Raw genomic sequence first — 12,875 nt, forward strand, 5'->3', positions numbered from 1 at the left:
ACGACGTCCGGAGCGCGCTCGGGGGACACCCGCCAGGGGGACACCCGCCAGGGGACACCGCTCGGTAGGACGCTAAGGGTGCCGCTGCGGCGGCACCTGTCCGGTGCTCATCTTGACGTGCGCCGATGATGGCTGTGCGGCTGCGCTGCGCCGAGTCTGTTGTCGGTGATGCCCGATAAGCGCGTTGCTCACAGGCTCGGCGCACGAGGGGGGCCTTTGGCGGCCTTGGCGCTGAGGAGCGTCGGCGAGTTCTGTGCGCGTCGCTATCGGAGGGCGTACGACTGTGGCGCTCCCTGAGACGTGCTTCGGGACGTCGTTCCATCTCGGCCGGGTCCAGGTCTGCTGGGTCTTCCTCGTGACGCCTTGCCGTACGTCGCTGTCGGCGTGCCGGGGAGATCATTCGCCCCGGCACGGACGGACGTCGGCAGGCAACTGCCCCGGGGCTCGGCGTGTGGCTGCCTCGGCCTCAGCGGGCGGCCGCCCGGCGCAGTACCTCCGACGCGGCGCCGCCGGTGCGCGGCAGCGGCGGCAGTGCCTCCGCTGCCGCGCTGAAGGACTCCGGGGGTGAGTCCGTGTTCGGACGGCGTCCGCCGCGGCCCTCGCCGAGGACCTGCCAGCCGTCACGCGTCAGCGTGATGTAGGCCCCGCAGCGCAGCCCATGGAGTGTGCAGGCGTCCCGCAGCCCCCACATCCACGCCCCGTCCTCCTCCGTCCAACGCGCGTCGCCGTCACGGCAGTAGAGCAGCACGGCCGTACGCACCGGAGTGCGGCGCCGCAGGTCGTGCGGGATGACCCGGCGCAGCTGCGCGAGCAGCGCGTTGCGGAACATCCAGCCGTCGGCCGGAGCCGGACGACGAGTGAATGAGGCGCTTGCCGTCAGCCGCTCGTCCGGGTCGAGGACGGCCACGACCGCGGTCGCGGGCCGCGGCCGATGCCGCGCGTGCAGTCCGCTGACGACCTCACGGGGGTTACGCAGCAGTGGAATCCCGGCCGAGGCCCATTCGGCGGGTTCGAGCATCCGGGCCAGTGGATCGGCGGAAGCGGCGGACAGATCGGCAGACGTCGACATGGATGCCGCCGAGGACGGAGCGAATCCGAAGGTCACGTTCCTCCCTTCGGCTACGCGCCCACACTGCGGGCGGGGGTCGGACTTGGGGGAGCGCGCCGCGGCACAGCCCTACCGGACCACCGATGAGGCATGCGGGGAGCGATCCCAATTCTTCCTGGCGAACTGGGCTGCGGCAACGAGCAATTGGGGCCACCGACCGTATTCCGGCGATACGTCGCGTATATCCCTGCCCACTGTTCTTGGCGGCGACACGAGAGCCACGCTTGCATGGCGAGGACCAGCGGCAACACCCCGGCGCACCGGCTCGTCGAAGCATGCGCGCGACCACGGTGAGTGTCCAGTCGGATTCTGTTACGTCGTCCAGGCGCAGGCCACTCGCCGCGGCAGGCTTGGGTGGCGCATGGTCCCGGGGGCCGGGTGGTCCCGGGGGTCGGGATTGTTGAGCCCCTTGGGGCGGCCGGTGGATCCGTCGCGAGCTGGTTGTCACGCTGGGTGAGTTCGCTGATTGTCAGTGCCATCGGGTTGCATGGGGGCATGGACAACCTGGAGCTCCGCGCTGAAGCCGATGCCATCCTCGCTGAGCTCGTCGGTGGCCCAGGGGGTTCGGCGCGGCTGCGGGAGGACCAGTGGCAGGCGGTGGCAGCTCTCGTGGAGGAGCGTCGGCGTGCCCTGGTGGTGCAGCGCACCGGCTGGGGCAAGTCGGCCGTGTACTTCGTTGCCACCGCTCTGCTGCGCCGGCGTGGCTCCGGTCCCACCGTGATCATCTCGCCGCTGCTGGCGCTGATGCGCAACCAGGTCGAATCGGCGGCGCGGGCCGGGATCCAGGCGCGCACGATCAACTCGGCCAACCCGGAGGAGTGGGACACCATCTACGGGGAGGTCGAGCGCGGCGAGACCGACGTGCTCCTGGTGAGTCCGGAACGTCTTAATTCCGTGGATTTCCGCGACCAGGTGCTGCCCAAGCTCGCAGCGACGACCGGATTGCTCGTGGTCGACGAGGCGCACTGCATTTCCGACTGGGGCCACGACTTCCGCCCCGACTACCGCAGACTGCGGGCGATGCTGGCCGAGCTGCCCGCCGGTGTGCCGGTGCTGGCCACCACCGCGACCGCCAACGAGCGGGTTACAGCGGATGTGGCTGAGCAGTTGGGTACCGGTGCCGGTGAGGCCCTGGTGCTGCGCGGTCCGCTGGAGAGGGAGAGCCTGCGCCTGGGTGTGGTCCAGTTGCCGGATGCCGCGCACCGCCTGGCCTGGCTCGCCGAGCACCTGGACGAATTGCCTGGCTCCGGGATCATCTACACCCTCACCGTCGCCGCGGCCGAGGAGGCCACCGCCTTCTTGCGCCAGCGCGGCTTCCAGGTGGCGTCGTACACCGGAAAGACGGAGAACGCCGACCGGCTTCAGGCCGAGGTCGACCTCCAGGAGAACCAGGTCAAGGCACTGGTCGCGACTTCGGCGCTGGGCATGGGCTACGACAAGCCGGACCTCGGATTCGTCGTGCACCTGGGTTCGCCGTCCTCGCCGATCGCGTACTACCAGCAGGTGGGGCGTGCGGGTCGTGGTGTGGCCCACGCCGATGTGCTGCTGCTGCCGGGGCGGGAGGACGAGGCCATCTGGCGCTACTTCGCCGATACTGCCTTCCCGCCCGAGGTGCAGGTTCGCCAGACCCTCTCGGCCCTTGCCGATGCGGGACGGCCGCTGTCCGTGCCGGCCCTGGAGGCTGCCGTGGATCTTCGGCGCAGCCGCCTGGAGTCGATGCTGAAGGTGCTGGATGTCGACGGCGCGGTGAAGCGGGTGAAGGGCGGTTGGACGGCCACGGGAGCCGAGTGGGTGTACGACGCCGAGCGGTACGCGTGGGTGGCCAAGCAGCGGGCGGCCGAGCAGCAGGCCATGCGCGACTACGTGAGCACGTCCCAGTGCCGGATGGAGTTCCTGCGCCGGCAGCTGGACGACGAGGGTGCGATCCCGTGCGGCCGTTGCGACAACTGCGCGGGGACCTGGATCGATTCCGCTGTTTCGGCAGAGACGTTGACAGGGGCGACGAAGGAACTCGATCGCCCGGGCGTGGAGGTTGAGCCTCGCCGGATGTGGCCGACGGGGATGCCCGCACTGGGTATCGAGCTCAAGGGGCGTATCCCGGCCAAGGAACAGTGCTCCACCGGGCGTGCCCTGGGGAGGCTCTCGGACATCGGCTGGGGCAACCGGCTGCGCCCGCTGCTGGCTGAGAACGCGCCTGATGGGCCGGTCCCCGACGATGTGCTGCGGGCCGCGGTGGCGGTCCTCGCCGATTGGGCGCGCTCTCCGGCGGGCTGGGCGTCGGGTGCCCCGGAGGCCTCTGCCCGGCCGGTAGGAGTCGTCGCTGTGCCGTCCCTGTCCCGTCCGCAGCTGGTCGGTTCGCTGGCCCAGGGAATCGCGACCGTCGGCCGCCTCCCGTTTCTGGGCACCTTGACGTACACCGGGCCGAGCGACGCGCATGTGGTACGCCGCAGCAACTCCGCCCAACGTCTCAGGGCGCTTTCTGACGCCTTCACCGTCCCTGAGCAGCTGGCGGGTTCCCTGGCCGGCTCTCCGGGACCGGTGCTGCTCGTGGACGACTACACCGAATCCGGCTGGACCCTCGCGGTCGCTGCCCGACTGCTTCGCCGGGCAGGCGCCGGGGAGGTTCTTCCGTTGGTGCTCGCCGCGGGCGGCTGAGCTTCGCCGTTCGGTGGGGGGTGGCCAATCTCGTTGCAGCTGCGGTGGTGGGCGGGCGTGGCTTTCTTCTTCTCGTTCTTCGTTCCTCGTTCCTCGTTCTTCGTTCCTCGTTCCTCGTTCTTCGTTCTTCGTTCCTCGTTCTTCGTTCCTCGTTCCTCGTTCCTCGTTCCTCGTTCCTCGTTCCTGAACCTGCGGCCGGGCTTCGTTGGCCGTAGGTCGCGGGCCTTGGTCGGTCATGGCCTCATGCAACCCGATGGGTCGGACATCGGGCGAACAAGGCTGGTGAGCTGTGGACGATTCCTGTCGTGATCATGGTCATGGTTATCCACAGGGCAAAGCGGAATTTTGAGATCCGCGGGATGGTCACGGCATGACGAATCACAACGAAGCGGCCGGTTGGTCCGGCGACAGTTCCGGCGACACATCCGACAACAGGTTCGGTGGCGGGTCCAGGGGAGGGGCCGGTGGCGGGTCCAGGGGAGGGGCCGGTGGCGGGTCCAGGGGAGGGGCCGGTGGCGGGTCCAGGGAAGGGGCCGGTGGTGGGGACGCCGGCGGGCTGGACGGGCGCGGGCAGCAGGGTGGGCGCGTTGGTCGGCTGGGGCGTGAGGGGCAGGACCTGAGCGGAGAGCCCCGACGCGATAAGCACTCCGCGTACGCCGGAAGGGATGAGCCGGCGGACGGGGAGGAGCGAGGCGAGCTCACGGGGCAGGTGGGGCTTGACGGAGCCGCCGGTGGCGTGGGCCATGGCGGGTCAGGACTGTGGGCGGGGCACGGCCCCTTCGGGGAGGACTCACGGCGTGGCACCCCCGAGCAGGACTCAGGACTTGACACTCCCAGGCCGGACTCAGGACTCGACGCCCCCAGGCAGGGCACGGGACGCGAGGCGCCCGGCGACCTGTCCGGTGAGCATCAGGTGACTTTGCGGACACCGGCTGAACTGGCCGACGCCCTGCCCTATTTGCTCGGGTACCGGCCCGAGGACAGCATCGTCCTGGTCGCCCTGCACGACGGCGAGCGTCGCGGCCGCTTCGGTGGGCGTGCGCGGCTCGGCATCCCCGCCAACGCGGACGACTGGCCGTCCGTGGCCGAACAACTGGCACAGGGGCTGGTGAAGGGAAGCGAACGGAGGGGCGCCCGACCCGAGAGCATGGTCGCCTACCTCTGCCAGGAACCGGCGCGCGGCGAATCGGGGCGGGAGGTCTTGGAACGGCTGCGCTCGCTGGCGCAGTTGCTGCGAACGGCCTGTGGCCGTCTCGATGTGCCGGTGATCGAGGCCCTCTGCATCTCGGACGGTCGTTTCTGGTCGTACTGCTGCCCGGGCGAGGGGTGCTGTTCGCCTGAGGGCCAGTCAATGGGCCTGCCCGGCACCTCGGTTCTCGCCGCCGCCGCGACCTATGCGGGACTCCAGGTGCGGGGCAGTCTGCGGGAACTGACGGCGAGGCTCATTCCGTGGGAGACCGAGGTCGCGCTGGAGCAGGAGGTTGCGCTAGACACGGCGAGCACGGCACTCGTTCCCAGGATTCTGGACGGCGAGAACCGCGCCGCTGTGGCCGAGGAGACCCTCGGACTCGCCCAGCAGGTCATGCTCCGGTTCGCCGACGCTCCACCGGTGTCCGGCACGCGTCCGGCGGACCTGCGCGACGACGGCCTGCTGGAGCACGAGGAGGCGGCCACCCTGATCCTCGGCCTTCAGGACCGCACGACCCGCGACCGCGCCGCGGAGTGGATGGAAGGCGACGAGGCCGGGCCCGCTCTGCGGCTGTGGCGAGCGTTGGCACGCCGCTGCGTCGGCTCCTACCGCGAGCACGCCGCGGCACCCCTCACGCTCGCCGGATGGGTCGCCTGGTCGACCGGTGACGAGCTCGAGGCGCGGGAGGCCTTGGCCATGGCTCTTGGCGTCGACCCCGACTATCTCTTCGCCCGCCTCCTGCACCAGGCGTGCAACGAGGGCCTGGACCCGGAATCGGTCCGCCGCTGTCTGCGCGCGGAGCGCACGGGCCGTGTCGCGGTGGATACGGAGCAGCCGAGGGATGTCGCGGCTCCGCTCGAGGAAGCTGAACCGGCGCTGGGTTCCAGGCTGCCCAGCGCCGGGGCCCGGTCACAGTCACCGGGCGTGACGGCGTTCTCGGCCGGCTCCGATTCGGCCAGCTCCGACTCGCTCGACTCCGAGTCGGTCGGCTCCGAATCGGCGGTTGTCGCGGCCCCACCGTTGGGGACCGCCGCCCGGCGCCGCCGCCGGACGCGCCCGGCAGCAAGCGGCGAAACACGTCCGAGCCGGCGGACTCCTGGGGCTGGCAGTACCCGACGGCGTCGGCCCATCGACGGTGTCTCGCCCGCCGGGGAAGGACCAAGGCGTTCCGCCGAGGGTGCGAACAGCCGGTCACGGGCCCGCCGTGAGGGTGGTCGGCATGGCGTGGAGGAGGACACGTGAGCGCCGACTCTCATGGAACCTACGGCGCGCGGCACCTCCGCCGCGCAGACGCCCACGGATACGCAGCTCCAGGCCCGCGTGCCAACCGTGCGAGCCTCATGAACTGCGTCCACCGTGCTGGTTCTCCTGCTCGTGTTGGCTGCGTCCACCGTGCTGGCTCCCCTGTCCGTGCCGGCTGCGTCGGCCGTGCCGAGCACGCCCACAGCGCGCCCGCGTGCCGCGTCGTGCCCTACCCGGCTCTCCACCGCCATTCGGTCGGCTTCCGCGGCCGAGGGCGTGACCCCGAGTGGGGCCGTCCCGTTCACCTGGGTGGCGGAACCGTGGCCGGGCCGCGCCGCCGCAATGCCCCCGCCCTTCCGGAGCCCCCCACCCGGCGTCGAGCGCGTCCAAGGCGCGCCGAGCGCGGAGGAAACCGCCCCATGTCCCTGCCCACTCCGCCCTCAGCCCCCGACGGCGATCGCCCGCCCCTTCGCAAGACCGGGCAACCCCTCACGAGTCGAAGCGGGCCTTCGAACCCGCGCGCGGCAAGGGACAGCGCCTGGCCCTCCTTCGCGGGGGCGGGCGGCCCCGTGGTTTCCCAAGCATCGCTGCCTTTGCCGCCCCGGAGCGTGGACCTGCCACCTGCCCACACGGCCTTGATCTGTGTCGCTCTGCCAGGACTGGCGATCTCCACGGATCAGGGGCAGTTGACCGGCCGGGGGCTGGAGGGTTTCTATCGCGCGGGACGGCGGATGCTCTCTCGCTGCCAGGTCCGCGTCGCAGGACGCGAACCGCTCGCGGTTCAGGCCCGAATGCTGACGGCCGACCGCGCCCGCTTCGTGGGGACGCTGCGCGCGTCCGCCGACGGAGGCCCGGATCCGGACGTCGTCGTCGAGCGGACGCGGCACGCGGACGGCACAGAGCGGATCACTCTGCGGAGCGCGGCCTCTCGTACGCTGCGGCTGCCTGTCGAAGTCGCTCTCGGCACGGATCTCGCGGAACTGAGCTCGGTCGCGGCGGGCAGAGCCGGGCCCGAACTGCCGGCCAGCGTCCACGACTCCGGCCTGCGCTGGTCCTGTGCCACAGGGCACTCGGCCGTCACCGCCGAACCTCCGCCCGCCGACGCGCTGGCCTCCGCGGGACTGCTGCGCTGGGAGTTCGAACTGCCTCCCGGAGGCACCCGGAGCGTGGAGCTGCGCGTACGGCCAGATGGTGCGGGCGCGACCAGAACGGTGGGGCGTGGCGGCGCGACAAGTCCGATCGCACAGGCCCAGGCAGCGGGCGACGACCCGAGAGCCCAGGCGCTCCTGCACACCTGCGTCGAGGATCTCCGGGCTCTGTTGTTGCGCGATCCCGGGCACCCGTCAGACACGCATCTCGCGGCCGGGGCTCCCTGGCGATGCGGCCTGGCCCCGGCCGAAGCGCTTGCCGCCGCGCGGATGACGTTGCCGCTCGGCACCCGGCTCGCCGCGGGCACTCTGCGGACTCTCGCGCGTACCCAACTCGCGGGCCCGCGGTCCGGCCTGATTCCCGGACCGCGCAGGGACGCGGGCCCGCACCTGCCGCCGGGTTGCACGGCCACCGAGGCGACCCTGCTGTTCCCCGTACTCCTCGCGGAAGCCCGGCGCTGGGGGCTTGCGGCGGCGGAGGTCGAGGAGCTTCTGCCCGCGGCCGAGCGTTGCCTTGACTGGTTGCGGACGGCTGTCGGCGACGGCACCTACCTCCCCGACTCCTCCCCTGGAGGACCACTTCGCTGCGAGACGCAGGCGCACGCCTATCGGGCCGCGCTGCTGGGCGCCGATCTGCTCGACGCTCATGGCCGGCCGGGTGGTGCGGGACTGCGGCAATGGGCCCAGGTGCTACGGACCTCGTTCCGCGAAGACTTCTGGGTCGAGGACCGGGGAGGCGGCAGACCCGCGGCCGCCCGTGCCCCGGATGGACGTCTCGTGCCGCATCTCGCCGCGGGTGCCGCCCACCTCCTTGACACCGGTCTGCTCGGCTCCGGCGCGACGGCACCCGGATTGCTCGACAAGGTGCAGACCGAACAGCTCGCGCGGTTGCTCGGAGGCCCCGTCATGGACTCTGGGTGGGGGCTGCGCAGCCTCGGGGTGAAGGAGGCGGCATACAACCCGTTCGGCCATCGCGCCGGCGCCGTACGCGTTCAGGAGAGCGCGGTGGCCGTCGCAGGGCTGGCCGCCGCCGGCTACGAGAAGGAGGCGAGCTCCCTGTTGCGGGGCGTGTTGGCGGCCGCCGAGGCCTTCGGTCACCGGCTGCCCGAGATGTACGCGGGGGAGCAGCGCGCCCAGGGCACTGCCCCGCTGCCTCACCCCGCGGCCTGCCGGCCCGCAGCCACGGCCGCGGCCGCGGGAGTGCTGCTCCTCACCTCCCTCGCGGGTATCCGCCCCGACGCCCCGGCCGGGACGGTGACCCTGCGCCCGGTCCGCAGCGCTCCGCTGGGCGAGATCGGGCTCACGGGACTGCGCATCGCGGGCACCCCCTTCTCCGTACGCGTCAGCAGGCTCGGCCTGGCCATGGTCGAGGAAGCGGCGGAGGGGCTGCAGTTGGGAGTGTGACCTTGCGCGACAGCCTGCGGACGGTGATCGGCCAAGGCCGGGGAGACCCGTACCGGAGGGAAGCGGATCAGCCGTGGAAGCGGCCGACGAAGGGCGTGTTTATCGTCAGGCAGACGACTATGATCGCGCCATGCCCTACGACCCATCGGCCTTTCCGCCCTTCGCCGTGACCGTGGACCTGGTTGTGCTGACCGTGCGCCGCCACGCCCTGTGCGCGCTGGCGGTACGGAGGGGCGAGCAGCCGTTCCAGGCGCGGTGGGCACTCCCCGGCGGCTTCGTACGGACGGACGAGGATCTGGCGCAGGCTGCGGCGCGTGAGCTGGTCGAGGAGACCGGGCTGCGCGCCCACGACCCCTCCGCTCCCGCACAGGACAACGGCGCACACCTGGAGCAGCTCGCGACGTACGGTGACCCCAAGCGCGACCCGCGGATGCGGGTGGTCAGCGTCGCCCATCTCGCCCTGGCCCCCGATCTGCCCGCGCCCCGGGCCGGCGGCGACGCCAACAGCGCGCGCTGGGCGCCCGTGGAGGAGTTGCTGCAACAGGGTGGTTATGGCCGTGACGGCGAGCAGGCGGCGCCCCTCGCCTTCGACCACGCGCAGATCCTCTCCGACGGTGTGGAGCGCGCCCGGTCCAAGATCGAGTATTCGTCGCTGGCCACCGCCTTCTGCCCGACCGAGTTCACCGTCGGCGAGCTGCGCCGGGTGTACGAGGCCGTGTGGGGTGTGGCGCTGGACCCGCGCAACTTCCACCGCAAGGTGACGGGCACACCGGGCTTTCTGGTGCCCACGGGCGGTACGACCACACGCCAGGGCGGTCGCCCGGCCCAGCTTTTCCGTGCGGGCGGCGCCACGCTGCTCAATCCGCCCATGCTGCGCCCCGAGGTCTGACGAAGAGCGGGGAACACAGGGCCGGGCGCGGGGCCGGAGTGTGCCCGCGAGCGCCTCGAGTCTCGTGCGAGGCGAGGCTCAAGGTGCCCGAAAAACTGGACATTTCGCGCTATCTTGCTTCGGGTGATCCAGGCCATCGGACTGACCAGCAACCCTCGCAAGGAGCTTCCGCCTGCCGTCGACGACGTGACCTTCGAGGCGCGCGGGGGCCGCGTCACAGCGATCGTCGGAGCCCCGGGTGCGGGCAAGACGACGGTGCTGAAGCTCATGCTCGAACTCCAACAAGGCCGCGGAATCACCTACTTCAGAGGCCGCCCGCTGCACCGGATCGCTCATCCCTCGCGCGAAGTGGGGGTACTCCTGGGCGAGGTGCCCGGCCATCCGGCGAGGACCGTCCGCGGACAGCTCCGCATGCTGTGCGCCGCCGCGGGCGTGCCCGTACGGCGCGCCGACGAAGTCCTCGAAGTGGTCGGGCTCGTCAGCCTGCGCGACGAACGCCTGGGCACCCTTTCGCGTGGCATGGACCGCCGCCTCGGTCTGGCGTGCGCACTGTTGTCCGACCCGCACACCCTCCTCCTCGACGATCCGGCCGACGGGCTCTCCGCCCGCGAAGGCCGTTGGCTGCACGGGATTCTGCGCGCGCACGCGGCCCAGGGCGGCACGGTGTTGTTCACCACGGACGATCCCAAGGAGGCCGCGCACACCGCCGACCGGGTCGTCACGCTGGAAGCGGGGCGCCTTGTCGCCGACCAGGAGGTAGCGGACTTCGCCCGCACTCGGCTGCGCCCCCGAGTGGCCGTCCGCAGCCCCTACGCCGCCAGGCTCGGTGCCCTGCTGACAAAGGAGGCCCGCACCGCGCGGCGTTCCGTCGAGATCGTGCGCGAGGACGGTAACCGGCTCTCGGTGTACGGCAGCACGTGTGCCGACATCGGCGAGACCGCCTTCCGGCACGGCATCCTCGTACACCAACTCGCCGACGAGATCGGCGACATGGGGCCTGCCGCCGCGCCGCCTGCAGCGGGAGGCGCGCAAGAGGGCGACGAGCCGCACGCAGTCGAGAGACCGACCGTGGACACGCACTCGCCACTTCCGCCGCCCATCGCCGTACGCCAGGCACCGAGCCCGCTGCGCCCGCTGCGCTACGAACTGCGCCGCGCCGCCGGAGTCGGCACCGGTTACCTCACCACCGTGGCCGTTCTCGCCGTCTCGGCCCTCCTGTCCGTGCTGCTCGCCAGAATCGGCCACACACCCCAGCCACGCCTGTTGGCCGCTTGGCCGCGGGAACTCCCACTGCCGCCCGCCGCGCTCGGCGCGGGACTGCTCGGCGCGATCGCCTTCGGCGACGAGTTCCGCCACCCCGCCCTGGCCGCGGACCGCGGCACCGTCCCCCGCCGGCTGGGACTGCTCGCCGCCAAACTCCTCGTCGCCTCGGTCACCGCGCTGATGCTGGCCATTGTCACCGTGGGATGCGACCTCGAAGCGCTCTATCTCGTCTACGGACGGGAGCTCACCGGAGTTCCCGTCGACTGGTTGCCCCTGGGTGCGAGTTGGATCGCGCTCGTGATGGGCTGCGCCTGGGCGGGTGTGCTGGCTGCGGGCATCTTCCGGTCCACGGCCGCCGGGCTCGCGGCGGTGCTCGCCGTGCCGATCGTCGTCGTACCGCTCGTACAAAAGGTCTTGGAAGGGCCGTCTGTGCGGACCGCGGCCGGGTTCTCCGGGAGGTTGCGCGAGCTGGTGCTGATGCAGTGGCCACTCGGTGGAGAGCGCTATCTGGAGGCCGGGGTGCGAATGGTCGCCCAACCTGTGGGCGGCGCGCTGATGTTGTCGCTGACCGCTCTGCTCTGCGCATATCTGCTCACGACCCTGCGAAGCAGGGTCCGATGACGACCGCCGGCGCCCGTCCGGTTCCGTGGTGCGCACAACTCCCCGGAGAACGCCCATTTCTTTCCGATAAGGCGTCAATTGCGACGGGGTGAGCGATCACCCTTTCGTGTGCTTTTCACCAAAGACCTCAAGGGAGTTGGAGACAGCGCCGACAAAGGATCCGTGAGTACCCTTGCGCAGACCATGATGACCGCCGCCCGCTCCGCAGACTCCGGCCTGGCCGGCCCGGGCGAACTCAACCGTTACCCCTATGCCGAGTCCCCTGGCGCCGGCCGCGTGGGTCCCCCCGCGTGGGAGGGCGCGGACTCCGAGCTGGGCCGCGTGGGCCGACGTACCGCGGGCAGCCGCGGACGCGGGCTGCACGGTCAACTCGTCCAGCAGCTGGGCCAGATGATCGTCTCCGGCGACCTCGGCGCGGACCGCCCGCTCGTTCCCGAGGAGATCGGCCAGCGGTTCGAGGTCTCCCGTACCGTCGTTCGTGAATCGCTCCGTGTCCTGGAGGCGAAGGGGCTGGTCAGCGCCCGCCCCAACGTCGGTACACGGGTGCGCCCGGTCAGTGACTGGAACCTCCTCGACCCGGACATCATCGAATGGCGTGCCTTCGGGCCGCAGCGTGACGATCAGCGGCGTGAGCTGGCTGAGCTGCGCTGGACCATCGAGCCGCTCGCCGCTCGGCTTGCCGCGGGGCACGGTCGCGAGGATGTCCAGCAGCGGCTCGGCGACATGGTGGAGATCATGGGCCATGCCATGGCGCAGGGTGATTCGCTCACCTTCTCGCGCGCCGACGCGGAGTTCCACGCGCTGCTCATCCAGCTCGCGGGGAACCGGATGCTGGAGCACCTCTCCGGGATCGTGTCGGCCGCGCTCCAGGTCTCAGGCAACCCCGTCACCGGCTGCGACCGGCCGAACGACGCCTCCTTGGGACACCACGCCAGGATCGTCGACGCCCTTGTCGCGGCCGACGGCACGGCGGCCGAGGTCGCCATGCGCCAACTGCTCACCGTGCATCCCGAGGTGGAGCGCGTGGTGCCCGCGCCGCGCGAGCACTGACCGCGCACCGAAGGCGACGCGGTCGGGGGCGCGTGCCCTCTCGTGGCATCGTCTGGCCGGCGAACCATCTCCCGCGGGACCCCGTCGGATCCTCCTTGGACCTGGCGGGGTCCGGCGGTGTGATGGGGCGGTAGGCCCATCGGCTGACCTTCTCTGACCGTATCTGGCCGCTTTTGCGCGCTTACGGGGTGTGACTCGGGCCACGCAGATTGGGCGTAACGCTCTTCGAGGCAGCGCGATGACCTAAGAGGTGGCAGCCGAGGAGGGAATACAGACGCCGTTTGCGGCGCTGTGCATCTTCCCGGC

7 protein-coding genes are annotated in these 12,875 nt (G+C 71.3%); 6 read left to right on the forward strand and 1 reads right to left on the reverse strand.

Going from position 1 to position 12,875, the window contains the following annotated elements:
- Nucleotides 1-466: 466 nt before the first annotated feature.
- On the reverse strand, nucleotides 467-1,105 hold the full coding sequence (locus AB0N66_RS00100; RefSeq protein WP_365426100.1) for a hypothetical protein: 639 nt from the start codon (nucleotides 1,103-1,105) through the stop codon (nucleotides 467-469).
- A 498-nt stretch (nucleotides 1,106-1,603) separates the two neighbouring features.
- Between AB0N66_RS00100 and AB0N66_RS00105 the strand changes: the two genes are divergently transcribed.
- The 6 genes from AB0N66_RS00105 to AB0N66_RS00130 all read left to right on the forward strand — a co-directional run bounded on the left by AB0N66_RS00105 (nucleotide 1,604) and on the right by AB0N66_RS00130 (nucleotide 12,569).
- Nucleotides 1,604-3,763, forward strand: coding sequence for a RecQ family ATP-dependent DNA helicase (locus AB0N66_RS00105; protein ID WP_365426103.1), 2,160 nt, complete (start codon nucleotides 1,604-1,606; stop codon nucleotides 3,761-3,763).
- A 757-nt stretch (nucleotides 3,764-4,520) separates the two neighbouring features.
- On the forward strand, nucleotides 4,521-6,194 hold the full coding sequence (locus tag AB0N66_RS00110) for a DUF4192 domain-containing protein (protein ID WP_365427249.1): 1,674 nt from the start codon (nucleotides 4,521-4,523) through the stop codon (nucleotides 6,192-6,194).
- Nucleotides 6,195-6,832: 638 nt separating this feature from the next.
- On the forward strand, nucleotides 6,833-8,746 hold the full coding sequence (locus AB0N66_RS00115) for a glycogen debranching N-terminal domain-containing protein (protein WP_365427252.1): 1,914 nt from the start codon (nucleotides 6,833-6,835) through the stop codon (nucleotides 8,744-8,746).
- Nucleotides 8,747-8,876: 130 nt separating this feature from the next.
- Complete coding sequence (locus AB0N66_RS00120; protein ID WP_365426106.1) at nucleotides 8,877-9,635, forward strand: NUDIX hydrolase; 759 nt, start codon at nucleotides 8,877-8,879, stop codon at nucleotides 9,633-9,635.
- 123 nt (nucleotides 9,636-9,758) lie between these two features.
- A complete protein-coding gene (locus tag AB0N66_RS00125) occupies nucleotides 9,759-11,519 on the forward strand; it encodes an ABC transporter ATP-binding protein (protein ID WP_365426109.1) in 1,761 nt (586 codons plus the stop codon).
- Between the two features lie 162 nt (nucleotides 11,520-11,681).
- The gene (locus AB0N66_RS00130; RefSeq protein WP_365426112.1) at nucleotides 11,682-12,569 is read left to right on the forward strand and encodes a FadR/GntR family transcriptional regulator; all 888 of its coding nucleotides are present in this window, start codon (nucleotides 11,682-11,684) and stop codon (nucleotides 12,567-12,569) included.
- Nucleotides 12,570-12,875 lie beyond the last annotated feature (306 nt).

Source organism: Streptomyces sp. NPDC093544 (assembly GCF_040683495.1).
GTDB lineage: Bacteria > Actinomycetota > Actinomycetes > Streptomycetales > Streptomycetaceae > Streptomyces.